The sequence below is a fragment of the Pseudoalteromonas sp. SG45-2 genome, assembly GCF_014164115.1.
Lineage (GTDB): Bacteria > Pseudomonadota > Gammaproteobacteria > Enterobacterales > Alteromonadaceae > Pseudoalteromonas > Pseudoalteromonas distincta.
This window is the reverse complement of the sequence record NZ_JACJEO010000008.1, coordinates 9,989-36,118: the sequence shown is the minus strand read 5'-3', so window position 1 is coordinate 36,118 and position 26,130 is coordinate 9,989. Positions and strand designations below refer to the sequence as shown.

The 26,130-nt window shown below is 39.8% G+C and carries 25 protein-coding genes; 7 read left to right on the top strand and 18 right to left on the bottom strand.

Translation table 11 applies throughout. The features are described from left to right. Nucleotide 1: 1 nt before the first annotated feature. Genes rplV through rpsJ form a run of 7 tightly spaced genes read right to left on the bottom strand, consistent with a single transcriptional unit; the run spans nucleotide 2 to nucleotide 3,378 of the window. Nucleotides 2-334 carry a 50S ribosomal protein L22 gene (gene rplV, locus H5116_RS07370; protein WP_002957892.1) on the bottom strand — a complete coding sequence of 111 codons (333 nt, stop codon included), beginning with the start codon at nucleotides 332-334 and terminating at the stop codon, nucleotides 2-4. A 13-nt stretch (nucleotides 335-347) separates the two neighbouring features. Beyond that, a complete protein-coding gene (gene rpsS, locus H5116_RS07365; protein ID WP_004588689.1) occupies nucleotides 348-626 on the bottom strand; it encodes a 30S ribosomal protein S19 in 279 nt (92 codons plus the stop codon). A 15-nt stretch (nucleotides 627-641) separates the two neighbouring features. Then, nucleotides 642-1,466, bottom strand: a complete 825-nt coding sequence (gene rplB, locus H5116_RS07360) for a 50S ribosomal protein L2 (RefSeq protein ID WP_002957895.1) — start codon at nucleotides 1,464-1,466, stop codon at nucleotides 642-644. Nucleotides 1,467-1,481: 15 nt separating this feature from the next. Further along, nucleotides 1,482-1,784: a 50S ribosomal protein L23 gene (rplW, locus tag H5116_RS07355; protein ID WP_002957896.1), complete on the bottom strand. Its 303-nt coding sequence runs from the start codon at nucleotides 1,782-1,784 to the stop codon at nucleotides 1,482-1,484. Further along, nucleotides 1,781-2,386: a 50S ribosomal protein L4 gene (gene rplD, locus H5116_RS07350; RefSeq protein ID WP_002957897.1), complete on the bottom strand. Its 606-nt coding sequence runs from the start codon at nucleotides 2,384-2,386 to the stop codon at nucleotides 1,781-1,783. Before rplD ends, rplW begins: the two co-directional genes overlap by 4 nt. A 17-nt stretch (nucleotides 2,387-2,403) precedes the next feature. Continuing rightward, nucleotides 2,404-3,039, bottom strand: a complete 636-nt coding sequence (gene rplC, locus H5116_RS07345) for a 50S ribosomal protein L3 (RefSeq protein ID WP_002957898.1) — start codon at nucleotides 3,037-3,039, stop codon at nucleotides 2,404-2,406. A 27-nt stretch (nucleotides 3,040-3,066) separates the two neighbouring features. Then, nucleotides 3,067-3,378 carry a 30S ribosomal protein S10 gene (gene rpsJ / locus H5116_RS07340; RefSeq protein WP_002957900.1) on the bottom strand — a complete coding sequence of 104 codons (312 nt, stop codon included), beginning with the start codon at nucleotides 3,376-3,378 and terminating at the stop codon, nucleotides 3,067-3,069. Between the two features lie 417 nt (nucleotides 3,379-3,795). On the opposite strand from rpsJ, the gene plsB reads away from it, so the two are divergent. Beyond that, nucleotides 3,796-6,234: a glycerol-3-phosphate 1-O-acyltransferase PlsB gene (gene plsB / locus H5116_RS07335; RefSeq protein WP_182715854.1), complete on the top strand. Its 2,439-nt coding sequence runs from the start codon at nucleotides 3,796-3,798 to the stop codon at nucleotides 6,232-6,234. 20 nt (nucleotides 6,235-6,254) lie between these two features. On the opposite strand, the gene tesB is transcribed toward plsB, so the two are convergent. Further along, the gene (gene tesB, locus H5116_RS07330; protein ID WP_182715853.1) at nucleotides 6,255-7,112 is read right to left on the bottom strand and encodes an acyl-CoA thioesterase II; all 858 of its coding nucleotides are present in this window, start codon (nucleotides 7,110-7,112) and stop codon (nucleotides 6,255-6,257) included. Nucleotides 7,113-7,189: 77 nt separating this feature from the next. Here tesB and H5116_RS07325 point away from each other — a divergent pair, with 77 nt between their 5' ends. Beyond that, nucleotides 7,190-7,648, top strand: coding sequence for an EVE domain-containing protein (locus H5116_RS07325; RefSeq protein ID WP_182715852.1), 459 nt, complete (start codon nucleotides 7,190-7,192; stop codon nucleotides 7,646-7,648). A 69-nt stretch (nucleotides 7,649-7,717) separates the two neighbouring features. After that, the gene (locus H5116_RS07320; protein WP_182715851.1) at nucleotides 7,718-8,752 is read left to right on the top strand and encodes a cytosolic protein; all 1,035 of its coding nucleotides are present in this window, start codon (nucleotides 7,718-7,720) and stop codon (nucleotides 8,750-8,752) included. A gap of 36 nt (nucleotides 8,753-8,788) precedes the next feature. On the opposite strand, the gene H5116_RS07315 is transcribed toward H5116_RS07320, so the two are convergent. Then, nucleotides 8,789-8,986, bottom strand: a complete 198-nt coding sequence (locus H5116_RS07315) for a PLDc N-terminal domain-containing protein (protein ID WP_149603303.1) — start codon at nucleotides 8,984-8,986, stop codon at nucleotides 8,789-8,791. After that, on the bottom strand, nucleotides 8,986-10,053 hold the full coding sequence (locus H5116_RS07310; protein ID WP_002957906.1) for a potassium channel family protein: 1,068 nt from the start codon (nucleotides 10,051-10,053) through the stop codon (nucleotides 8,986-8,988). Before H5116_RS07310 ends, H5116_RS07315 begins: the two co-directional genes overlap by 1 nt. A 169-nt stretch (nucleotides 10,054-10,222) precedes the next feature. Between H5116_RS07310 and H5116_RS07305 the strand changes: the two genes are divergently transcribed. Continuing rightward, nucleotides 10,223-11,533 (top strand): short-chain fatty acid transporter, encoded by a 1,311-nt coding sequence (locus H5116_RS07305; protein WP_182715850.1) that lies wholly within the window; start codon nucleotides 10,223-10,225, stop codon nucleotides 11,531-11,533. Nucleotides 11,534-11,579: 46 nt separating this feature from the next. On the opposite strand, the gene H5116_RS07300 is transcribed toward H5116_RS07305, so the two are convergent. The 5 genes from H5116_RS07300 to H5116_RS07280 all read right to left on the bottom strand — a co-directional run bounded on the left by H5116_RS07300 (nucleotide 11,580) and on the right by H5116_RS07280 (nucleotide 17,286). Beyond that, nucleotides 11,580-13,721: a peptidase domain-containing ABC transporter gene (locus H5116_RS07300; RefSeq protein WP_182715849.1), complete on the bottom strand. Its 2,142-nt coding sequence runs from the start codon at nucleotides 13,719-13,721 to the stop codon at nucleotides 11,580-11,582. A gap of 9 nt (nucleotides 13,722-13,730) precedes the next feature. Continuing rightward, nucleotides 13,731-14,438, bottom strand: coding sequence for a signal peptidase I (lepB, locus tag H5116_RS07295; protein WP_182715848.1), 708 nt, complete (start codon nucleotides 14,436-14,438; stop codon nucleotides 13,731-13,733). Between the two features lie 65 nt (nucleotides 14,439-14,503). After that, nucleotides 14,504-14,686 carry a hypothetical protein gene (locus tag H5116_RS07290; RefSeq protein WP_182715847.1) on the bottom strand — a complete coding sequence of 61 codons (183 nt, stop codon included), beginning with the start codon at nucleotides 14,684-14,686 and terminating at the stop codon, nucleotides 14,504-14,506. A gap of 210 nt (nucleotides 14,687-14,896) precedes the next feature. Beyond that, nucleotides 14,897-16,138: an HlyD family efflux transporter periplasmic adaptor subunit gene (locus H5116_RS07285; protein WP_182715846.1), complete on the bottom strand. Its 1,242-nt coding sequence runs from the start codon at nucleotides 16,136-16,138 to the stop codon at nucleotides 14,897-14,899. Between the two features lie 131 nt (nucleotides 16,139-16,269). Continuing rightward, entirely contained in the window at nucleotides 16,270-17,286 is a 1,017-nt protein-coding gene (locus H5116_RS07280) for a metalloprotease (protein ID WP_182715845.1), read from the bottom strand. Between the two features lie 166 nt (nucleotides 17,287-17,452). Between H5116_RS07280 and H5116_RS07275 the strand changes: the two genes are divergently transcribed. Beyond that, nucleotides 17,453-18,664 (top strand): EAL domain-containing protein, encoded by a 1,212-nt coding sequence (locus H5116_RS07275; protein ID WP_182715844.1) that lies wholly within the window; start codon nucleotides 17,453-17,455, stop codon nucleotides 18,662-18,664. A 32-nt stretch (nucleotides 18,665-18,696) separates the two neighbouring features. On the opposite strand, the gene H5116_RS07270 is transcribed toward H5116_RS07275, so the two are convergent. Continuing rightward, nucleotides 18,697-19,773, bottom strand: coding sequence for a hemolysin family protein (locus H5116_RS07270; protein ID WP_182715843.1), 1,077 nt, complete (start codon nucleotides 19,771-19,773; stop codon nucleotides 18,697-18,699). Between the two features lie 84 nt (nucleotides 19,774-19,857). Between H5116_RS07270 and H5116_RS07265 the strand changes: the two genes are divergently transcribed. Beyond that, the gene (locus tag H5116_RS07265) at nucleotides 19,858-22,353 is read left to right on the top strand and encodes a S9 family peptidase (protein ID WP_182715842.1); all 2,496 of its coding nucleotides are present in this window, start codon (nucleotides 19,858-19,860) and stop codon (nucleotides 22,351-22,353) included. Nucleotides 22,354-22,569: 216 nt separating this feature from the next. Beyond that, entirely contained in the window at nucleotides 22,570-23,274 is a 705-nt protein-coding gene (locus tag H5116_RS07260; RefSeq protein ID WP_002957913.1) for a response regulator transcription factor, read from the top strand. On the opposite strand, the gene H5116_RS07255 is transcribed toward H5116_RS07260, so the two are convergent. Further along, a complete protein-coding gene (locus H5116_RS07255; RefSeq protein ID WP_182715841.1) occupies nucleotides 23,271-24,782 on the bottom strand; it encodes a YifB family Mg chelatase-like AAA ATPase in 1,512 nt (503 codons plus the stop codon). The two genes, H5116_RS07260 and H5116_RS07255, sit on opposite strands and share 4 nt — an antisense overlap. A 34-nt stretch (nucleotides 24,783-24,816) precedes the next feature. Beyond that, a complete protein-coding gene (locus H5116_RS07250; RefSeq protein WP_007587018.1) occupies nucleotides 24,817-25,431 on the bottom strand; it encodes a trimeric intracellular cation channel family protein in 615 nt (204 codons plus the stop codon). Nucleotides 25,432-26,130: the final 699 nt, after the last annotated feature.

The following is a 26,130-nucleotide window of genomic DNA, read 5'->3' as shown; positions in this document are numbered from 1 at the left end:
CCTAGCTATCTGAAACCATAACAGTGATATGGCTTGTACGCTTAAGGATGCGATCTGCGCGTCCTTTAGCACGAGGCATAATACGTTTCATTGTAGGACCATCGTCCACAAAGATCGTTGTTATACGAAGCTCATCAATGTCAGCACCTTCGTTATGCTCTGCGTTAGCAATAGCAGACTCAAGTACTTTCTTAACTAATACAGCCGCTTTCTTAGGGCTGTACGCCAGGATTTCTAGTGCGCGATCTACAGGTAACCCGCGGATCTGATCTGCAACTAGACGTGCTTTTTGCGCCGAACCAGAGGCGAATTTATGTTTAGCTAATGCTTGCATTTATCTTCCCCTCTTATCGTTTCTTCGCTTTCTTATCCGCAGCATGGCCACGGTAAGTGCGAGTTGGTGCAAATTCACCTAGTTTGTGACCGATCATTTCGTCAGAAACGAAAACTGGTACGTGCTGGCGACCATTATGGACAGCAATGGTCAATCCGATCATGTTAGGTATGATCATTGAACGACGGCTCCAAGTTTTAATTGGCTTTTTCTCACCGCTTTCCAAAGCTTTCTCTACCTTCTTCAGCAAGTGTAGGTCTATAAAAGGACCCTTCTTGAGAGAGCGTGGCATGGCTATTCCTCAATATTACTTAGTACGACGACGTACTATAAATTTATCCGTACGCTTGTTCTTACGCGTCTTCGCACCTTTAGTCGGCTTACCCCATGGAGACACAGGATGACGACCACCAGATGTACGACCTTCACCACCACCGTGTGGGTGATCTACCGGGTTCATGGCAACACCACGAACTGTCGGACGAATACCACGCCAGCGATTTGCACCTGCTTTACCAAGTGAACGAAGCATATGCTCAGCATTGCCTACTTCACCTAGAGTCGCACGACAATCAGATTCAACTTTACGAACTTCGCCTGAACGAAGACGTAATGTTACATACTGACCATCACGAGCAAGGATTTGAACGTATGCACCAGCAGAACGTGCGATTTGAGCACCTTTACCTGGTTTTAATTCTACGTTGTGAACAGTCGAACCTACAGGCATATTACGCATTGGTAATGCATTACCAGGTTTGATTGGTGCATCAACACCAGACTGGATTGCATCGCCAGCTTTTAAGCCTTTTGGTGCGATAATGTAACGACGCTCACCGTCTGCATATAATACAAGAGCGATGTTTGCGCTACGATTTGGATCGTATTCTAAACGTTCAACAGTGGCTGGAATGCCATCTTTAGTACGTTTAAAATCGATTAAACGGTAATGTTGTTTATGACCACCACCGATATGACGAACCGTAATACGACCATTGTTATTACGACCACCTGATTTAGAGTTTTTCTCTAAAAGTGGTGCGTATGGCTTACCCTTATGTAGATCAGAGTTAACCACTTTAACTAGGTGACGACGGCCCGCAGAAGTAGGCTTACACTTTTGAAGTGCCATAATTCTATCCCCTTATTACTCGGCGCCGCCGACAAAGTCTAGCTCGCTGCCTTCTTTAAGAGTAACGTAAGCTTTTTTCCAGTCGCTACGACGACCGAAACGTGCGCCAGTACGTTTTGTTTTACCCTTAACGTTAAGTGTGCGAACACCCGTTACTTCTACTTCAAAAAGCTTCTCAACTGCTACTTTAATTTCAGCTTTAGTTGCGTCATTTACTACTTTAAAAACAATAGTATTGTTTTCTTCAGCAGCAATTGTGCTTTTTTCAGAGATATGTGGAGCAAGGATCACTTTTAAAAGACGTTCTTCGCGAATCATGCTAGCGCCTCCTCAAGTTGCTTAACAGCAGCGGCTGTAATAAGTACCTTATCGAAAGCAATTAAGCTTACAGGATCGATACCAGCTACATCACGTGTGTCAACCTTATAAAGGTTACGTGCCGATAAGAAAAGATTTTCATCTACTTCTTCAGTCACGATAAGAACATCTTTAAGCTCAAGTTCTTTAAGCTTAGCAACTAGTTCTTTAGTTTTTGGTGCTGCTAGAGCAAAACTTTCAACAACGATTAAACGCTCTTGACGAACTAATTCAGATAAGATGCTTTTAATCGCACCACGGTACATTTTACGGTTTACTTTTTGGCTGTGGTCTTGTGGTTTAGCTGCAAAGCTAACGCCACCTGAACGCCAAATTGGGCTACGGATTGTACCGGCACGTGCACGGCCAGTACCTTTTTGAGCCCATGGTTTTTTACCACCACCGCTTACTTCAGAACGTGTCTTCTGAGCACGAGTACCTTGACGAGCACCTGCTGCGTATGCAACAACTACTTGGTGTACTAATGCTTCGTTAAACTCACGTCCAAAAGTAGCTTCAGAAACTTCAAGACCGCCAGAAGCGTCTTTAATTGCTAATTCCATCACTAAATCTCCAGGACTTATGCTTTAACAGCTGGTTTAACGATAACGTCACCGCCAATAGCTCCAGGTACTGCACCCTTAACTAAAAGCAAATTACGCTCAGCGTCAACGCGAACTAGTTCTAAGTTTTGAGTCGTTACACGCTCAGCACCCATATGACCGGCCATTTTCTTACCTTTAAACACCTTACCAGGTGATTGGTTTTGACCGATTGAACCAGGAGCACGGTGAGATAGAGAGTTACCATGTGTAGCGTCTTGCATGCTGAAATTCCAGCGCTTAACACCACCTTGGAAACCTTTACCTTTAGAAGTACCGGTTACGTCAACCTTGTTGATTTCGTTGAATAATTCAACAGTAAGCTCAGCGCCTACTTCAAAATCGCCTTCACCACCGTTAAGGCGGAATTCCCACAGACCGCGACCCGCTTCAACACCAGCTTTAGCGAAATGACCCGCTTTAGCTTTGTTTACACGACTTGCTTTTTTAGTGCCTGCGGTTACTTGAAGCGCGTTATAACCGTCTGTTGCGTCAGATTTGATCTGAGCAATGCGGTTAGGTGTCGCTTCAATAACTGTCACAGGGATAGATACACCATCTTCAGTGAAGATTCGTGTCATACCCACTTTACGACCGACTAGACCTAATGCCATTTTCCTAAAACCTCTCTAATCTTTCGATTAACCCAGGCTGATTTGAACATCAACACCAGCAGCAAGATCTAAACGCATAAGCGCGTCTACAGTCTTGTCAGTTGGTTCTACGATGTCTATCAGACGTTTATGGGTGCGGATCTCGTACTGATCACGCGCATCTTTATTAACGTGCGGTGAAGTTAGTACAGTAAAACGTTCAAAGCGTGTAGGTAGTGGGATTGGACCACGTACTTGTGCGCCAGTGCGTTTCGCAGTTTCCACGATTTCTGCCGTTGATTGGTCAATCAAACGGTGGTCAAAAGCTTTTAGGCGAATACGAATGCGTTGATTTGACATTCTTAACCTCAATATAAAGAGCATATAAAAGAGCATAAAAAAACGACCGAAACAATCTTAAAACTTAAGATGTCGGCTGTTTGATTATATCTACGTTGAGTTCCAAATCGGAACTCCTGTTTATTAGCTTGAAATCCAAGCTTAATTTATCCTTTCTAGTTCCCAGAGGAATTTTGAAAGCCTGCGTATTATAGAGGTATTGGTGATAAATGCAACAACTATTTAGAAACAATGTAATGAATACTAATTTGATTAAATATGCGTCCATACATGTTCAATAGCTATACTTGAACTAATGCTTTTGATGCTAGTCAACAAACAACTAAACATCTTAATTGCGCAAACTAAGGGATTTTTAGATATTATGGTATCCTGTTGCGCTAATTTTGCCCTTAATACTCTCAATATGGTGAGTCGATGCGTATTTTTAATTATTGTTTAAATGTTATGTCTGCTGGATTTAGCCGCTTATTTGTGAAAAGCAAAGTGCTGCCAAAAAATCCTATTAAACAGTATGATCTAAACCCTGAGTACCCTACATTTTACATAGTGCGTTTAAATTCACGTTTTGATTTAGCCGCGCTGGCGCATGTTTGTAAAAAGAATGGCCTTCCAAGCCCAACAGAAGAGCAAGTGCTAGGGACTCAGAATTTAGACCGTTTTATTGGTATTAAAAATCCACCACCACTGTTTGGTGATGAAGCAAAACCAACCAATGCTTTAGCCCAAGGCAAGCAAATTATTGAGTACTTAATAAAAAGCGGTCAGCAAAACGTACAAGTGGTGCCTGTTACTATTTTATGGGGGCGCGACCCAGGTAAAGAAAAGCCAGGACTACGTACTTTAATTACACACTCTCTTACTCCAAGCTGGTTTAGAAAGTTTTTTGTGGTGTTATTTTCAGGGCGCGATAACTTTATTCGCTTTAGCCAACCACTCGACTTATCACTTTTAGTCAATGAAAAAGCCGATGTAAGCGAGTTACCACATAAATTATTACGTGTAGCACGTGTTCACTTTAAGCGCCAAAAGCTAGCTGCTACAGGCCCTAAAATGCCATCTCGTGAACAATTATTTAATTCATTATTAGCGTCACCTACAATAAAAAAAGCAATTCAAGATGAAGCTAAAGCTAAAAACATTAGCCAAACAGAAGCCCGCCAAAATGCACTTAAGCTACTTGATGAGATAGCTGCTAATTACTCTGAAGCAATGATACGTGTGGCCGAGCGATTTTTAACTTGGTTATGGAATAAGCTCTATAACGGTATTGATATTAAACACGCAGAACAAATTCATGAACTAACAGATAAAGGCCATGAAATAATCTATATGCCTTGTCATCGCAGTCATATGGATTACTTACTGCTTACTTACTCTATTTATCATTTAGGTTTAGTACCTCCGCATATAGCTGCAGGTATAAATCTTAACTTTTTCCCTGCCGGTGGCATATTTAGACGCTCTGGGGCATTCTTTATTCGTCGCTCGTTTGCAGGCAATAAACTTTATTCTGCCATATTCAAAGAGTATTTAAGCCAACTGTTTATTAAAGGTTACTCTGTTAAGTTTTACACGGAAGGCGGTCGAAGCCGAACTGGGCGCTTACTTCCACCTAAAACAGGTATGCTATCTATGACATTACAAGCAATGCTGCGCGGAATAGACAGACCAATATCTATCGTTCCTGTGTACATTGGCTACGAGCACGTAATGGAAATTAACACCTACCTTAAAGAGCTAGATGGAAAAGATAAAAAAGGCGAATCTATATTTGGTATTTTTAAGGCAATCAAAAACCTTAAAAACTACGGTCGTGGTAATTTAAACTTTGGTGATCCAATCTCGATTAACCAATACTTAAACGATAACCAACCTGATTGGCGTGATTCAATACACCCAACCGACGTGCAAAAGCCACAATGGTTAGCGCCACAAGTAACTAAACTTGCCGACCAAGTAATGGTTAAAATTAATAATGCGGCGGCGCTTAATGCTGTTAACTTACTAGCGATGATATTGCTGGTTAACGATAAACAAGCATTGAGTAAACCAAAGCTATTAGCACAACTTGATTTTTATCTGCGCTTACAGCGCGATGCAAGCTATAGCGATAAAGTAACCGCGCCAGACGAAACACCAGAGCAATTACTAACGCATGCATTAAAGCTGAATAAGTTTGAAGTTATCAGTGATGAATTTGGCGAAATTATTACTATTAGCGATAAAGAAAAAGTACTGTTTAATTACTACCGAAACAACATTTTGCACTTGTTTGCAGTACCAAGCTTAATTGCACTACATCTATTTAAACAACACAGCACAACTATTGAGCAATGCCAGCAACTTGTAAAAACATTTTATCCGCTATTTGCTAAAGAATGGTATTTACAACCTCTTGATGAAAACTACATAACGCGTATTTTAGCTAATTTTGCCGATCAAAATTTAATTGAGTTTGATGGCGATAACATTCATATAACGAACAGTAACGACTGCTTAGCTAAGCTAGAAATGCTTGGACGAGCACTTAGCTTTACCCTACAACGTTACGCTATTGTGATTGGTTTTATTCAAACAAGTGATGGCATTGAAAAAGCCGAGCTTGAAAGAGAAAGCCAAGTACTCGCACAACGTTTAGGTACACTGCATGGTATTAAAACACCTGAGTTTTTTGACAAAAAAGTACTTGTTAGTTTTATCGAAAACTTACGTGGCGAGTCGTTAATAACAGAGGGTGATAAGGGCTTAGTAGGTAGCACACAACTATGTGAAACCTACGCACACCTTAAAACATTACTGCCAGCACGCGTCTGGCAGTCAATCAGCGATATAGTACAAGATCAGTGTAACTAGCAATGCATTTACAGAAGGGGTTAGCGTTGACGCATAACCCCTTCTTGCATTGTTGAGGCAACCAAGTTGCCTTGGCGGTCAAAAAACTGCCCGCGTACCAAACCACACCCATTACTCGCACTTGGACTATCAATTGAATACAAAATCCAATCATCCATTCTAAATGGACGATGAAACCACATTGCATGATCAATCGTAGCTACTTGCATATTTGGCTGCATAAACGATACACCATGAGGTTGTAATGCAGTTGGTAAAAACTCAAAATCAGACGCATACGCTAATAAGTAATTATGGATACGCTGATCGTCCGGCATTTCACCATTAGCTTTAAACCAAATATGCTTTACCGGCTCCATAACCTCTGGTTTAAACGGGTTATGAAAAGTAACCGGTCGCATTTCAATTGGCATTTCACGGGTAAACTTATTACGGATAACCTCTGGGATATGCGAAGCATTATCTTGGTAAAACTCAAGCGATGAACGTAATTCTTCCGGTGCGGGAACATCAGGCATTGTCGCTTGATGCGATAACCCATTTTCTTCACCCTGAAATGACGCGGTCATATAAAAAATAGGTTTACCGTACTGAATTGCTTTGACTCGGCGCGTACTAAAGCTCTTTCCATCACGAATAGTTTCAACGTCATAAACAATGGGTTTAGCCGGATCGCCTGGGCGTAAAAAGTAAGAATGTAATGAATGAACTATTCGCCCTTCAGGTAGAGTTTTTTTGGCAGCAGAAAGCGCCTGCCCCATTACTTGACCACCAAATACAGCACCAAAACCTAAATCTTGGCTTTGTCCTCGATATAAACCTTGCTCAATTTCTTCAAGTGTTAACAACGACAATAAATCATCTAATACTTGGCTCATTATTTCTTCCTCATTACCCTAGTGTCCAAATGATACTATACAATAGTGGGAAGTAAATATTTGTTAGGAATACTGTTATGGCTTACTGGCTATTTAAAACTGAACCCGATGCGTTTTCATTAGATGACTTAAAAAATGCACCAAAACAAACGACTCTTTGGGAAGGCGTGCGTAATTACCAAGCTCGAAATTTTATGCGTGACGGCGTCAAAGTCGGTGATTCAGTCATGATTTATCATTCAAGCTGTAAACACGTGGGCGTAGCGGGCATTGCCGAGGTTACTAAAGAAGCCTACCCAGACCCCACTCAATTTGATTTAAGCAGCGACTATTACGATGCAAAAGCCACCAGCGACAAACCACGTTGGGTTGTTGTTGAGGTTACTTATCAAAGCCATTTAAAAAAATTAATTAGCCTTAAAGATATTAAAGCCAATGACAATATTACTGAAATCGCACTTAAAAAGGGCGGACGTCTATCAATAATGCCTGTTACTAAAAATGACTGGGATGAAATAATCAAAATGGCGCAGTAATACCCTATCGGTTTGACCTAATTTCATTGAGTTTGATATGATCTATGCTGACTTATAGCTGGAGGATTAATGAAATTACTGTATTGGTTAGATGAATGGTTAACTCTCCCGCGCAATGAGCAACAAACTCGATTACCCATGACGGGTAGTGATTTACTCGGCGATGTATTTGTTAAGTATGATTTTGTTGACGTTAATAAACCCCTGCTTTTTACCTTTTCCCCTGCTGGCACTAACGTGCAAGAGCAAGATCTTCATCCTGATTTTGCACCATGGGGTTATCACTTAGCTCAAAAACAAAACGTAAACGTAATCGCTTTTCAGCATTTAGGTAAAAGTAATTGGTTTCGTAATCGTAATTTAATCTTTTTTCTCGAGCAATTATCAACATTACTTACGCCGTTTAATTGTCGACTTGGCTATGGTTTAAGTCGTGGCGGATTTGCTGTTGGCGCTTTTGCTAAACTATTAAAGCTAAATCAGGTGTTGTTCTTTCATCCAGTAAGTACTAAAAATAAAGAATTAGTACCGTGGGATGACCGCTCTAGTACCGATATAGCTCAGCAGTTTGATTGGCAGCAAGATTATCACGATCTAGATTTAGGAGATGCCCAAGGCTATATTATTTACGATCCTACTAATCGTATAGACCGAATGCACGCTAAGCGCTATAAGCAGTTAACTCACTTACGAGTATTTGGTATGGGGCATGGCACACATGCCACATATTTGAATAAGTTTGGATTTTATAAGCAAGTAGCCGTCGATTTTATCCAGCATCAGCAAATTGATATTGCGCAGTTTCGTCTGCAAACTAAAACCTTACGTTTTAAAGAGGATTATTACAAAAGCCTTAATAAAGCGAATGTAAACTCAGCTCACCGTCAAACACTATTAAGCAAAGCTCATAATATTTTGATTGATGAAAAAGAAGTTCACGTACTGGAACATCAGGCAAAAATTGATATTCAGCCATTAATAGATGTTGCCCTTAAGCATCAAGATGAGCATCCTAATGATGCCATTCAGTTATTAGAAGTTGCTCAACAACTTGTACCTGACGATCCTTTAATTGAGCATAAAATTAAGCAACTAGAAGAGTAGTTACGCCAGTAAAAGCGGCTGTAAAGGCCAACTACTCTATTTGGCCTTTTTCTTTTTGTGCCCATACTTGGGCACAATGGCAAAGTACATCATTAACCCTAACCAAGAAAATATAATTATTCCCATTAGCCAGCCATTCTTTTCATGACCCTGTGTACGCCTACTGTTGAGTACAATAACGACAGGTAATATATAAGCACTTAAAACAACAATTAAAAATACAACTTCATTCATTATTTTTCTAGGCTCGACCAGTCTACTTCACTACTTAATACTCGATCTACCGATATATAGTGCAGAATATCGCCTTCACTTACTTTGTAATCTAATGGTGGATTTAAATCCATATTTTGTGCACTTAAATTATGAGCAACACCCAACAGTATTGCATCATGCTCAAGCTTAAAATGATGAAACAAAGTACCAAACTCCATATCTTTGCAGCCGCCTGGTATTTTCAAACTAAATTGTGTATCGCCGTGCAAAGTAGATAGCAGCTCCTCTTGCACACGGCTCGAACCTGGATCTTGCATTGAGCGTACGAGTATCTCAGCTGATTTTGCACTACTACACTCTACATTTTGGCAATGCTCTAACATCATCTCAACTTTGGTTTCATCCAAAAAGTGAGCACTTATATGACAATCATCTTTTACTAAGCGACTTATGCGCAGGGCTGTTGTAAATGTCTGATCGTCATCTTGACCATCAATAATCACCTTATCAGCACTACGAATAGCAACCCGCTCTAGCTCAGCTAAATTAGTAAAGCTCGTTAAACGTGCAAAATCAACGCTTTCGTTAGCTAAAAAAGGATGATCCATTTGCTCGGTTACCGCGAGTAAAATACGACGATCGGTTCGCTTCGTATCTGCCAAAATGTAATCAATCATCTTTTTTGTACGAGTGTCGTGCCAACCAAAAATAATAATATGGTGGTTACTGTGGGCAAAGTTTTTATCACCAGTCATAGCGCGCCTAATTAAGTAAGTAACTGTCTGTCCTGCTTTTCCTAGCAAGACACCAAATAAAGCTAAACCAAATGGAATTTGTATTAATGCAACCACCCAACGACCAAGATCAGTAGTTGGACTAAAGTCACCATATCCCACTGTTGATGTTGTTACTGTGTAATAGTAAAAAAAGGTAGTAAGCGAAGTTAACGCTTTCTCATTCGCTATAAATAGCAAGCTCCATGTTAATAGCATATGAGTCAAAATAGCTAATGCCACTGCTTGCCAACTCAACTGATCTATATGAGCGCGAACAAGTAACGCTAGCCTTTTAAATATCACCGGCATAATACAAAGTCTTCGTTAGTAAATTATCTATAAACAGTACGTTACTGTAAGCGATGCTTTTAAGCAATGTTTAAGCTTTTAACCGCAAATATTAGACTAAATGCTGTTTGCCAATGGTGATTTTTCATGATTAATTAGCGTTAAAATAATAACCAAAACAGTTGTGCTTATGCTTAATAAAATAGCCCGCCCTTTTACTAAAATTGTAGAGCGCTATCTTCCCGACCCTTTTATATTTGTAATTTTACTTACAATAATTACCCTTGTCAGTGCGAGCTTATTTACAACCGCAACTAACATTGAAGTATTACAAGCGTGGGGAGGTGGGTTTTGGAACTTATTAAGTTTTGCGATGCAAATGCTACTAGTGTTAATTACAGGCTATATGTTGGCAAGTACGCCACCTATAAGTAAGTTATTAGAAAAACTAGCAACACTCGCAAATACAGCACCTAAAGCAATTATATTGGTAACGCTTATTTCGCTTTTAGCGAGCTGGATAAATTGGGGATTTGGCTTAGTTATTGGTGCCCTTTTTGCCAAAGCAATTGCTAAACATACTCGTGTTGATTATCGATTATTAGTAGCCAGCGCTTACTCAGGTTTTGTTGTATGGCATGGCGGATTAGCGGGTTCGATTCCTTTAACCATCGCAACCGATGGTCACTTTTCAGAGGCCAGCATTGGTATTATTAGTACAGAGCACACTTTATTTGCGGGCTTTAATATAGCCATATTAGTTGGTTTATTCATTATTATGCCGCTCGTTAATCGCTATATGCTGCCAAGCGAGCAAGAAAGCGTATATATCGACCCAGCTCTTTTACAAGAGACAACACCTAAGCCCACAACAATAACCAGACCTGCCCAACATTTGGAACAAAGCAAACTACTCGGTATGACAATTGGCTTATTAGGTTTGGCATATTTAGGTTATTACTTTTTTATTGCTGGCGGAAACTTAAACCTTAATAGCGTTATTGCCGTATTTTTGTTTTTAGCTATTACGCTGCATCAAACACCCCATAATTTACTTAACAGTCTGCAACAAGCAATTCCAAGCGGGGCTGGCATTGTTATTCAATTTCCTTTTTATGCCGGCATCATGGCGGTAATGGTTGATAGTGGATTAGCACAACAGATATCACGTGGCTTTATTGCCGTTGCAGATGCTGATAGCTTGCCATTTTTTAGTTTTATAAGTGCAGGACTCGTTAATATGTTTGTACCCTCTGGCGGCGGCCAATGGGCAGTACAAGCGCCTATTGTTATACCCGCAGCACAAGAGCTAGGTGCCGATATATCTCGCGTTGCAATGGCTGTTGCGTGGGGTGATGCGTGGACTAACCTAATTCAACCTTTTTGGGCATTACCCGTCCTTGCTATCGCAGGCTTAAAAGCAAAAGATATTATGGGGTTTTGTGTTGTGCAGTTGTTTGTAACTGGGGTTTTTATATCGCTGGTATTGAGCTTTTATTAACTGTAAACATAATAAAAAGGCGTGTAATACACACGCCTTGATTGTTTTATGCACTCTCGCTCTGCTGTTGTAGCTCCACCAACCTACCCTCTTTCAGTTGATAGACTTTGCTGGCCATGTTAATGGTTTCTTGGCGATGAGCAATCATAATCCGTGTGATGGGTAAGTGCTGAATTTGTTCACTTATTTTGGCTTCGTTGCCTTTGTCTAAATGACTAGTCGCTTCATCCATAAACAACACGCAGGGCGATTGATACAACGCTCGCGCTAATAATAGCCGCTGCACCTGCCCGCCCGATAAGTTTGATCCCATATCACCTACTAATGAGTTATAACCCATAGTCATTTTGGTAATATCATCATGAATAGCTGCATGTCGGGCACATTGCTCTATTTTTAAGTAATTGGGCTGTGGGTCAAAAAAGCTGATGTTATCGGCGATTGAGCCAGCTAACAATGTGTCATCCTGCATCACTGCAGCTATTTGTTTACGGTAGTTTTTAAGACCAAACTGGGTGATATCTTTACCATCCAGCAGCACTTTACCCGAGGTCGGCTGTAATAACCCCAGCATAATTTTCATTAGCGTAGTTTTACCTGCACCAGAAGGCCCTGTAATCGCAATCGAGTCACCCGTATTCAGCGTTAAATTAACATTATTTAAAATGGGCGCTTGCTCTTCACTGTAACTAAAGCAAATATTCTCAAGGGTAAGCTGACCTTTTGCTTTACCTTCGTCATCACCGGTATATGCCATTTCACCGTCACGATTAGCTTCTTGTTTCGTGAGTGCTATATCTGCAATACGGTCTAAGTGTAAGCGCATCATTTTGAATTGAATAATTTGCTCAATTAAGTTGGCAAAGCGGCTGGTTAACTGGTTTTTATAAGCAATAAACGCCAGTACCATACCAACAGACAAGCTATTGCTCATAACTAGCAATGCAGCAAAGTAAATCACCAATACATTTTCAAGGCCAAATAACAGTTTATTAAATGAATCAAAGCTAATGTTTAAACGCCCTAAACGGATTTCACTATTAATGACTTCAGCATAACGGTTTTGCCAAATACCTTGGCGCTGCGATTCATTGCCAAACAGCTTTATAGTTTGCATACCGCGAATATTTTCTAAAAAGTTCGACTGCTCTTTGGCAGATGATTGAATCATTTCTTCGGTAGCTTGGTGCAGCGGCCTATACAGCGCTAAACGTACTAAGGTGTAAAGCACAATTGCGCCGACAACTATTGCAGTGAGTTTTAGCGAATAAATTAGCATCATAATCAATACGGTAATGCCCATTACGCCATCGACCAGTGTTTCGACAAACCCTGTAGTTATGCGTTCACGTATTTGTGCCAAGGAGCCAAAGCGCGATACAATATCGCCAACATGGCGTGACTCAAAATAATTCATCGGTAGCCGCAATAAGTGCCGGAGTAAGTTCACACCCATTTGCATATTCAAAAGGCTGGAAAGCCGTAAAATTAACCAGCTTCGCACCGCATTAGTCACCACCGAAATAATCGCAATCAGCGCAAACCCCATAGCGAGTACCGTTAATAACGATTCATCAAAACTAATGAGTACTTCATCCACCACCCACTGCATATAATAAGGGGTCATCAAGGCAAATAGCTGCAATACCAGTGACAACGCAATCAGTTTTAGTAACCCTGCTTTTAAGCCCTTCATGGTGCTCCAAAGTTGGGTAAACTTCATCTGCGCTTTTTCTTGTTTAGCTTCAAACTTACTCGTTGGCGTGAGCTCTAAACAAATACCGGTAAAGTGCTTGCTAAATTCTTCACTATTTAAACTGCGTTTACCCACAGCAGGGTCATTAATTGCAAACTTACCTGAAGATCCTTTACCAGAGACTTTGGTCAATACCACAAAGTGATTCATATCCCAATGTAAAATACACGGCGTTTGTAGTTTATGCACTTCATCAAGTGGGCATTGCAATGCACGACTGGCGAGCCCCAAGTTATCACCCAACTCAATCAGCTGTTGTAAGTTCATCCCCTTTAAATTAGCCGAAAAGCGCTTGCGCATGGCAGGCATATCCAACTGATGGCCGTGATAACACGCCACCATAGCCATAGAAGCGAGACCGCATTCGGCTATTTCGGATTGAAGGATTAGAGGAGCTTGTTTAAAGCTTGAAAAATTTAGCTCGCTATTCATTTGCAGTCATTACTCAAAAATAACAGATAGACTAGTCTGTTCTTTAGAAATTGAACCGCTTTGATTAAGTTGAAACTTATAAAGAGAATGAGCAACAATATTTTTTCGTTTTACAGGTCCATAGTGCCTAGAGTCGAGACTATTGGAAAAATTATCACCAACAAGAAAATACTCTTCTTCGCTAAGCTTAAAAGCCGAGCCATTACTGCAGTTTTTATCCGACTTTAATTCTTCTGCTTTCCAGTTTGTTGTAATATTACGTGTAAAACCATTCACATATACTAAATCACCGCAGACTTGCACTTTATCATGTGGACCAGCAATCAGTCGCTTTCTATGCAAGTCACCTTGTTCATTTATGAAAGCATACATAGCACCTTCATCAAGACTAAAATCAAAATGTTTGGAGACTATATAATCATTTGAAGAAATAGTAGGCAAGTTTGACTTTGTTTCGTTTTGGTCAAAAGAATAACCTGTAACAAAGGGTAAATTTATTGAAAGCATAAACATGGTAATAACACTAACACCCACCGACGATAGTAAAGCATTTCGTTTTTTTTTCTGCATTAAATCTGCTATAAAAAAGGTTACAAACAATATTAAAAAACCATAAAACATATATTCAAATGAGTATAAATTAGAGCCAAGCTCACATAACCTAATGAAATATAAGTAAATAAAAACAATTAAAATCTTACATAAAATGTTTTTCATTGCTTCAAACTACTCCCGTATTAAAGGTATAGCGCATAAACGCCATACCTAAATTTCAAAAGTTTTTATGGGTAAACAGGCGTGGCGCCTTCCACAGGGACTATGGAGCAAGAATCACCTGTGTCCCAATAACTTGGCATTTCACCATTACCCATCTTTGTTGGCCTTAAATATCTCAACCAACCCCAGCCACCATTCACTTGTTCAATTTCTTTTACGTTTAATTCACGCATTTTGTTATACTCCATAAATCCGATGCTTTTTAGTTAAGTCATCGGGTTGCTAATGTGTTAACTCAACTGTTTGAGCTAATGGTTAGTAGGCTGGCTTTAGTTGTTCTCGCTAAAGTTTGACTAAAGTCAGCCACTCTATTCCCTGCTTAATATTGCTTATTGCAGCAAATTAAACAGATGAATTTTTGTTTGTTATCGGAATAAATTCCGACCTACAATGAACTATTAACTCACTCGCCCCTTTAGGCTGTATAGTGGCTCGAGTAACCATTCAATTAATGTGCGCTGCTCTAACATAATATCCGCTTCAAACAACATGCCGCTTTTTAGCTCGAACGCTTTACCATAGACCTGCATTTGCTGTTGGCTGAGTGTTGCTCGCAAACGGTACACAGGCTCTTGCAGTGCAATGGGCAAACGTATTTCATTTGGGGTAATGAGTGCTTTGTCGATGCGGATAATTTTGCTGTTAATAAAACCAAAGCGTTGATAAGGGAAAGCATCAAAACGCAGGCGCGTATCGTTACCTAGTTGTATAAAGCCTGCTGAACGTGTAGGTAGCAGCAATTCCGCCACTAGCTCTGAACCTTCGGGAATAATATGCAGTAGCGGTTTTGCTTGAGTGAGTGTTTCACCCTCAACCACTTGAATGCCAGTAACAACACCGCTGTTACTGGCTGTTATGGTATATTGATAGTTACTTTTAATTTGTGTGAGCTGGTTTTGAATATCCGCTTGTTGACGTTTAAGACTATTTATACGCAACGTATACTGCTGGGGCACGTTGGCAATATTAAAGCTAAGTTGACTTAATTGGTTTTCTTGCTGCATCAGCAAGCGTGCTAGGTTTTGTTTTTCTTGCTTAGCATCTAACAAAGCTTGCTGTTGTTGCTCACGCTCAATATTTGATAAAAAGCCATTTTTATTAAGCTGGTTGATATTACTTTGTTGGCGGTTAAGTAGTGCGAGTTTTTCATCGGTCAGTGTAAGCTGGTTTTTTAATGCCACTTGCTCATTAGTTAGCGCACGTTTTTGCGCTTGCAAGTTAAGGGATTCTTGTTCTTGTAGGGTATAGCTTTGTGTTATTTCGTCATTAAGCAATTGTATTTGCATACTTAGCTGCTCAACAAGCTCGGTACTCAAAGCTATGCCTTGGCTGTTATTTTGCTGCACAATAATGGTCGCCAGCGGCTGACCTTTAGTAACGGCATCACCCTCTTGTACAAATAGCTGCTCAATCATACCACCTTGATTAGCAAAGCTTTGAATTACCCCTTTATTGGGTATTAAAAACCCCCGAACTGTTTCCTTGCGTGAATATTCTGCTGTAAATAAAAAGGCTATCATTACAATCGAAATACATACCAAAATAAATACGGTAAGTTTTATTGATAGTGGTTGTGCGAGCGTAATCACTCCTGTTAAACGCTCTCTTTGCTGAGCGACAGCTTCCTTTCTAAATAACATCCAGTTGATCCGCTAAGATTGTTCTAATTTATATTACACTAGAACTCAATTAACAATAAACAAACATAAAAGTCTAAAAATAAAACATTAATGTAAAAAACTAACTTATTTAGTTAGGCAAAATAAAAATACTAGCTCGATAAAATAGTCATCGGCAGGCTCAATATTGGATTTTCTGAATCGGCAAAGTGCATCATTACAGCTACATGCCCAGCTACTACAACTGCATACATTACCGCTGAAAAGCCTTGGCCATATTTATCTAGCGGCATTAAGTGTGAATAGTGACGGCCTCGCCATTCAAATACAATTTCCAGCGCACCAACAAACAAAAAGAATACCAGTAACATTAAGCCAAAGGTGTAGCTCAGCCATAAGCCAAATAGTACGCCTAATAAGCATACGCTTAAACCAATCCATGAACGCATTGAAAAGCTAATACTTTTTAATACATGCCCGCCATCAAGCGGCAAAATAGGTAACAAGTTAAATAAATTTAATAACGCACTAAGCACCGCAACACCTGCAAATATTTCCATCTCGGTGGCGTAATATAAAACGACACCCAGTACCGAGGTAATTAAACCAAATGCAGGCCCCATTAATGATATAACTACATCTTGCCAACGGGTTGTTATTTTATCGTCACTTACAGCAAGCCCACCAACAAACGGGATTAAATAAATACCTTTGGTTTTTATGCCAAAGTATTTCATGGCTCTTACGTGCCCATATTCATGTACTACTAAACACGCAATAAGCATCAGCGCAAATTCGATGCTAAATAGCCACGCATAGCCTGCAACAGAAGCCCCTGCAAGCACTACTTTAATTACCTTAGCGCTTTTAAAAAGCTTAAAGCCTAATGCAGCTAGCCCTAAAAAGCCTTTTTTAGGTGACCCATTTGTAGGTGCTGGTAACGCAAGTTGTGTTGCAAATTGATCATCTACAAAGAGCGAAATGCTTTGCTCTTCCACTGCCGCTGTATCAATACCTATTACTTTGTTGTCGTAAGTAAATTGAAAATAGTTTTCACGAGGGTTATCAAATGTAATGGCTTGTTGCGCGTGAAATACCTGCACAATTTTTTTCCCAGACACCATAAGCGAAAATGGTTGCTCGGCTAAAGTAAGATCTATTCTTATCATAATTAAGACCGTTTAAAATAATGGCGCTAGTATACCTAATCAGCTTAAAAACACGAGTGAAGGTGCTAGGTAACTATTTTCAAAATAAAAGTATTTGATACTGACAAAATAAAAAAACACTACTACTTTTATAGTAACTCCAAGCGATACATTGAAAGGGATAACAGTGGACAAAATAGTGCCTAATATTTTAGTTGTTGACGATTCAAAAGCAATTTTGATCGTTATGGAAGCTATACTTAACGAATTGGGTATGTCCAACACTATAACTACGTGCCTGAATGCAAAAGAAGCGCTTGAAAAAGTTAAAGAGGATATCAACTACTTTGATGCTATTTTTACTGATCTCAATATGCCCGAAATGGACGGCATGGAATTAATCCGCCACTTAGGAGAGTTACATTATCAAGGCGGTATAATAATTGTTTCTGAAATGGACCATAAAGTTATTAGCTTAGCTGCCAATCTCGCGAAACAACACAACGCGCACCTCATTGGTAATATTTCAAAGCCAGTGCAACTGTCTCAGGTTAGTAGGTTACTTACTAAAGTGGCGCAATTAAACAGCCACACTTTATTAAAAGAGTCAGCCATTTCAAAAGATGAGCTTATTGATGCATTAAAAAACGATGAAATAACGCCTTTTTACCAACCAAAAATAAACGCTGATAACAATAAAATTGAAAGCGTTGAAGTCTTAGCACGTATTTTATCAAGTAAAGACGGCAATATTATTTTACCTAACCGTTTTATAAACACTGCCGAACAACACAACTTAATTAATCAAATTACATTTTCTCTTTTTGAAAAGGCCACCAGCGAATTCAAAAATATGAAAGCGCAACTAGGTCATGATTTTAAAATGGCATTTAACTTATCGCCAACTCAGCTCGACGACTTAAACTGCCCTAATAAATTACTGCTCATTTTAGAACTAAACCAACTCACACCTAGTAATATAATTATAGAAATAACAGAACAACATGCACTCTCAAGCCTCATGCAATTAGAAACACTAAACAGATTAAGAATGCATGGCTTTGGTATATCGCTAGACGATTTTGGTGTTGGTTTTACTAATATGAATCAGCTTCGAAATCTTCCTTTTACTGAAATTAAAATAGACCGTTCACTTATTAGCCATATAGAAACAGATTTATTTTCTCAAGTGGTCGTAAGTTCGTTATTTAATATTACGAGTAAAGATAATTTAGACTTAGTAGCAGAAGGTGTTGAACGACCAGAAGAGCTCGTTTATTTAAGGCATTATAGAAGAAAACTAGCCATACAAGGTTTTTTATTTAGCCGCCCTAAACCACAAGACGAATTTATATCTTGGGCTAAAGATTGGCTGAAGACTGATGGCAGCCCCGCTTAAAGCGGTATTAATATTTAATCGGGGCTGGTTAACTAATTATCACCCCGAGTGTGTTTATCTTCTTCACTGACTATATGCGCACTGCTTGCTAAACGTTTGTGCCAACGCTGCCTTGCTACTGCGCGCATATTAGTAGATTGGTCACGCTCATCTACAATCTCTAGCCCCATTAAAGCTTCAATCATATCCTCTAGCGTTACAATACCTTGCACGTCACCGTACTCATCTACAACTAGGCATATATGCGTGCGCTTTGTTAAAAGAGTTTGCAGTAACGACGATACATTTTGAGAACTCGGCACCGTATAAATAGGCTTAATCAATTTGCTGATTTTGTAATCGGTACCTAAACGGTGAAATGCCAGCATAATATCGTTTTTATGCACAAACCCAACGATATCATCGGCATCTTTATCAAATACCAACACTCTAGAAAACGATGACGACCCATGTTCATTTAAATACTGATTAACTGTTAAATCTTTATGGATTTTGAAAATAACAGTTCGCGGCGTCATTAAATCACATAATTTTGCATGCTTAAAATGCAACAAATTACGGATAATATCAGATTCATCTTGATGTAATGCTCCCGACTCCGTGCCTATATCTGCCATTGCCTCTATCTCTTGACGAATATAGTAAGCCTCATCGTGCTTTGGACCCATTAAATTTGTTAGCTTTTGTGCAAACCATACAAAAGGCTTTAGCGATATAACTAAAAACCGCAAAGCGTAGGTAACACTTGGGGTTAAAGCTCGCCAGTAATTAGCCCCCAAGGTTTTAGGTATAATTTCAGAAAGAATTAATACAAGAAATGTCATGATGGCTGATGCAATACCTACAGCCGCATCGGAAAAAACGACAGCCGCTTGTGCACCAACTCCCGCTGCACCTGCAGTATGGGCAACTGTATTTAAAGTTAAAATAGCAGCTAAAGGCTGATCTATATTGTTTTTAAGCTTTTCGAGCTGTTTAGCAAGCTCAGGGTGTTTTTTTCTAAGTGATGCAACATAGCTGGGCGAAATACTTAATAACACAGCCTCCATCACAGAACATAAAAACGAAATAACAATCGCCACTACCATATAAACTATCAGTAAAGTCACTTTCTCTCCTCTATATTGGATATGTGAGCATGGTAACAATACATGCTATATTTGGCCAAACTTCCAATAATAATAGGCATAATAATGAAATTTAGCGCACCATGGTGTCATCAAAATAAGCTATTTAAGTACGCAGCAGCTCTTTTAACGCTTAGCAGCTTAAGCTTTGCTGCAATAGCGGCACCATTGGATAAATCAAAAATTCAGTTTATCGGCCCACTTGCCGAAGATATGCAGTTAAAGCCTTTTCAGACACCTCATGGCAGTGCGATTATTAACAACCTATTGCCACAACTACAAGCAGACACAGATAGTTTTTCTGTATTTGGGAAAAAACAAAACTGGCAACCGTTTAATAAAATCAATGCGCTCACTTTAGGTGGGTTACAGGCACTAAAATTTAATATTGAAACAACCCGCTTTACGCAAGGTACGCTTACCTTAAAAGGGATTGAGCAAGGGCAGTTATTTATTAATGGCGAACTACAAACAGGCGATAAAAATAGCTATAGGTTAACTTTAAATAACAGTACTCACACTGTTTTAATAGTAGCCCAGCAAGTAGCTAATTGGCACGATGTAACGCTTGATTTTGCTCCAAAGAGCGACATTGATAAAATTACGCTCAGCACTTCACAAACAAAACGTTTATCTGCAAAACAACTGTTTGATGCTCCTACCATTAGCCAATTATCACTCGCACCTAATGCCAAGCAGTACGTTACTACCACTCGCACTTATAGCGATAAAACACAAAATCAAGCAAATACAGTTACTGTACTTAAAGATTCAGACAATCAAACGCTTTATCGCTTTGAAGCAGGCCAACCAAGTAACATTATTTGGAGTCCAGATAACCAATATTTAGTGTATTTGTTAAATGGTGAGCTTAAACAACTTAACCGTAAAAACCTCTCAATAAAAACATTAGCAAACGATTTAGAAGGAGCTAATGGCTTTACCTTTTATAACGACACCAGTCTTTTGTTTAGCTGGTCTAAATCACCTGAGAGCACTAACAGCTTAACCAAGCACTATAAAGGTCTGCAAGATCGCTGGTCGTATGCACGTTCCATCAGCCAAATTTATATGCTTGATACTAAAAGTGGTTTAACAAAAGCACTTAGCCAAGGTCCTCTTTCTTACAGCCTTGAAGATTCAAATAGTAACCGTGGCAAAGTATTAATGAGCCTCCCAGTAATGGCAATGCAGGCATCAACCCACCCTGAAACAGAGCTTGTTGAACTCGATTTAAAATCAAACAAGCTTTCATCGCTTGGTAAATTCAAAACGTTTAATTTAGCCAAATACGCAAATAAAGATATTTATGTAGTTGCAGGCCCGGACTTTAAAAATGGCGCAGGCAGAGCACTACCAAAAGCAATGCTTGCTAATAACTACGACGGGCAACTTTACCTACTTACTGAAAGCGGTAAAAACGTAAAAACACTCAGTAAACAATTCGACCCCGCTATTGGCCAACTGCACGTTTTAGAAAACGGCGATGCGCTTATTAAAGTAACAGAGCAAGACACTCAACCACTTTATCTATTTGATTTAAGTAAACAGCGCTTTAAAAAATTAAATACGGGATTGGATATTGTTGAAAAATTTAGTTACTCGCACGACCGTAATACCGAAATTTTACTAAGTGGCACTAACGCTTTAGCGCCACAACAACTAAAGCGCCTGAACGTAAGTAAAAATAAAACAGATTTAATATGGGATTCAAAACCAAGTAGCTATGCAAATACACGACTCCCTACATTAGAAGACTTTAATTTTAAAAATAAACATGGTGTTGAAATAACTGGCCGTGTTTACATTCCGAGCAATTTAGATAAAACTAAAAAGCACCCAGCGCTCGTGTATTATTACGGCGGTACTTCACCAGTTACGCGTGGTTTTACAGGTCGGTACCCGTTTAACTTATGGGCAGAAAATGGCTACATTGTTTATGTTGTGCAACCTACTGGCGCAACAGGGTTTGGACAAAAGTTTTCAGCGCAGCATGTTAATGCCTGGGGCGACTACACCGCAGACGATATTATCGAAGGCACACAAGCCTTTTTAAATAAATACAACTATGTTGATAGTAAAAAAATAGGGAATTTAGGGGCATCGTACGGTGGCTTCATGACCATGTTATTAGCAACTAAAACCGATATATTTAGTGCTTCAATAGCTCATGCGGGTATTTCTAATATTACCTCGTATTGGGGTGAAGGTTGGTGGGGTTACTTATATTCTGGCGAAGCATCAAAAAATAGCTTCCCGTGGAATAACCCTGAGCTTTACAGCCAACATAGTCCTGTATTTCATGCCGACAAAGTAACAACACCTATGCTACTTCTTCATGGTGATAGCGATACCAATGTACCTGTTGGCGAAAGCTTAACAATGTACACTGCGCTTAAACTGCTTAATAAGGACGTAGAGTTAATCGAATACAAAGGCGCCGACCATCAAATTTTTGCACGCGATAAACGATTTGATTGGTGGAACACCATGCTCGCATACTTTGATAAAAAGCTAAAAAACGAGCCTCAATGGTGGGACTCGATGTATAAAAATGACTGAGCCTGAACCTTTAAAATAACAACTTAATACAGATTTATTAGTAGTAGAATTAATTATTTAGCACCTTTTAATTAGTTTAAAGGTGCTAACCTCATCCTCTAATAACGTCTTATACCCCTTTGAAATATTAAGTTACTTAAAACTAATAAACCCCCTTCTCAGCATTTACCTATTGGTGCTACCATACAGAGCTATAAGCATTCAAAATAAAGTACTATGGCTATTAATGTTTTATTGGTTGAAGACGATGAACTACTCGTTAAACGCATCCAAAATCACTTTGCAGATACCGAATTTACAATAGAGGTAGACCCCACTGGCGCTGATGCACTTAACATTGTAAGGCAGCGGGTAAACCTGCGCGGTGCTATATCATTAGCCATAATTGACATTGTCTTACCAAAGCGCGACGGGCTTCAGCTCGCAAAAGAATTAAACACACTGACCGATATTGGCGTTATTGTATTATCGAGTCGTGACTCCCAAGCCGATCGTATTGCAGGTCTTGCACAAGGTGCTGATGACTATATTTGTAAGCCCGTCGATTTACTTGAGTTAGAACTTCGCATGCGCGCGCTCTATAAGCGTGTTGCAGTTAACCTAGAAGACGACGAAAGCGAAGAGTTTATAGAATATGCTGACTTTAAGCTTCATCCTGATAACCGCACATTAATTACTGCTGCGGGCGTTGAGTCACGCTTAACTGAAGCCGAACATAAAGTGCTTATTTGCTTAATTAGTAATGCAGGTAAAGCCACATCCCGTGAAAAAATATCAGAAGAAATAGGCCAGCCCGATTGGAGCCCAAACGATCGTACTGTTGATGTGCTTATTGGTCGTTTACGTAAAAAATTAAATGACGAAAAAGATCAAAAACGCATCGTTACCGTACGCGGTAAAGGCTATATGCTTTCTATTTAATACTTAGTTAATTGCGCAATAAGGCGCTCAAATGCGCGGTAATTAAGTGCTTCTTTAAGCTCATTTAAACTAATGTTTTCAGCGCCTTTTAAATCACTAATAGTCCGCGCCACCTTAATTACTCTATGGTAAGAGCGTGGCGATAAAGACAACTTCTCGCTTGCTCTAGCTAAAAATTGCAACTCTGCAGGCGCAAGTACACAGTGCACACTCATTTCTTTATTATTAAGTCTCGCATTAACCTTACCTTGGCGTTTTAGCTGCACATAATAAGCAGCCTCAACTCTTGCTCTAACCTCAGCACTGGTTTCCTCTGGTTTGGTACTTTGTAGCTCAACACTCGTTAAACGAGGTAGTTCTATTTGCAAATCAATACGGTCAATAAAAGGCCCTGATACTCGCGATAAATAACGCATAACTTGATCGGGAGTTGCCCGCTTATCAGTATGGCTCCCCGTTGGGCTTGGGTTTAATGCTGTAATAAGCTGAAACTGCGCTGGGAACTCCATTTGCCTAGCTGCACGTGAAATAGTTACTGTGCCGGTCTCCATTGGTTCACGCAGTGAATCAAGCACCTTACGCTCGAATTCCGGTAACTCATCTAAGAAGAGCACACCGTTGTGTGCCAGCGAAATTTCACCAGGCTTGGGATTTGAAGAGCCCCCCACCAAAGCAACAGCTGAGCACGTATGATGCGGATTACGAAATGGCCGCTGTCGCCAATTAGTTAAATCTATGGATTGTCCAATAATAGAGTAAAGCGCAGCTGTTGAAATAGCTTCATCGTCCGACATAGTAGGCATAATTGTAGCCATTCGCTGGGCCAGCATTGATTTACCAGTACCTGGAGGGCCTAAAAATAGTAAATTATGCCCGCCAGCTGCAGCAATTTCGAGCACTCGCTTTGCACCGGGCTGACCTTTAACATCGCTTAAATCGAGCAAAAAGTCAGGGGCTTGCGTGCAGTCGGGGTACTCTATATTTAATGGCAAGGGTTGTTGATTAAGTAGGTCGCCCCATACTTCTTGAATAGAGCTTACGGCTTTGCGTTTAACGCCATTAACTAGGCTTGCTAGGCTGTCGTTTGCAAGAGGTAAAAAGCAGCAGCGATCTTCTTCTTTAGCAGCAAGTACCGAAGGTAAAATAGCGTTTACACCACGCACTTCACCATTAAGAGCAAGCTCACCATAAAACTCGTACTTATGAATATCAGGACACACTATTTGCCCAGAGGCGACTAAAATACCCACCGCAATAGCCAGATCAAACCGCCCACCATCTTTTGGTAAGTCGGCTGGGGCTAAATTTACGGTTATTCGTTGATCGGGAAAACCAAATTGTGAGTTTTCGAGTGCGCTACGTACCCTGTCTTTCGACTCTTTAACAGACGCTTCGGGCAGGCCTACAATATGAAAAGCGGGTAAACCATTTCCTAGGTGAACTTCTACAATAACTTCAGGGGCATTTATACCCACTTGAGCACGAGAAAATATACGAGCTAACGACATTCCTTATCCTAGTAAATGGTGTGATTACACCAGTTTAGTCAGGATATTTAAAAACGTGTAATGTGATTTGCCATTTTATAGCGGCTAAACGAAGTAATAAGGTCATTAACATGCCTAATACCATCGCCATTTCGGTTACTAACGAAAAACTAATGCCAAGCGTATAAACAGTGCCACCCGCTATACAGGTAATAGCGTAAAGCTCACCTTTTAATAGCATAGGGATCTCGCGTGCAAGCACATCTCGAATTAATCCACCAAAGCAGCCTGTAATTACAGCCATAATTACCGCAGTCATATCGGGCATACCAACAAGCTGTGCTTTTTGCGCCCCCATTACTGCAAAAAAAGCTAACCCAAACGCGTCCGCTGTTTGTAAAATATAATGAGGTATCGGCTTTTGTTTATTTATAAGGCGTGTTGTAACAAATACTGAAGCGAGTATGGCAAAAAAGTAACTTTGATCGTGTAACCAAAACACTGGAACATCTAAAATTAGATCTCGCACTGTACCACCACCAATAGCAGTTACTGTCGCTAAAACTACGACCCCAAAGCCATCCATTTTTTTCTCATACGCTAGCAAAGTGCCCGATACAGCAAACACCGCAATGCCTATTAAATCAAACCAGTGGTAAAGTTCAGTCATATTTGTAACAACCTAAAAATATTTGTGCCGTTTTAACACAAACCAAACAAGGTTTTAAGTAATAACGATTTATTTTAAGAAGTTTATAACATTTTAAAGTGTATCTCAGGGGGGGCGGGAGCTTGCGCTTATGAGAAGTGAATGCCTCATGCAGTGAAGATGATCTTTATCCTATAAGCTAAATCACCACACTCATCAAATTTTAGACATAAAAAAACACGCTTTAAGCGTGTCGTTTCATTCTTATTTATTTCAGTGGTGCGGAAGCCTGAACTTATAAAAGGTGAACCGACGACCTTCGGGTTATGAGCCTCAATATACACACTAAATTTTAGACATAAAAAAACACGCTTTAAGCGTGTCATTTCATTCTTATTTATTTCAGTGGTTGCGGGAGCCTGAACTTATAAAAGGTGAACCGACGACCTTCGGGTTATGAGCCACAATATACACACCAAATTTTAGACATAAAAAAACACGCTTTAAGCGTGCCGTTTCATTCTTATTTATTTCAGTGGTTGCGGGAGCCTGAACTTATAAAAGGTGAACCGACGACCTTCGGGTTATGAACCACAATATACACACTAAATTTTAGACATAAAAAAACACGCTTTAAGCGTGCCGTTTCATTCTTATTTATCTCAGTGGTTGCGGGAGCCTGAACTTATAAAAGGTGAACCGACGACCTTCGGGTTATGA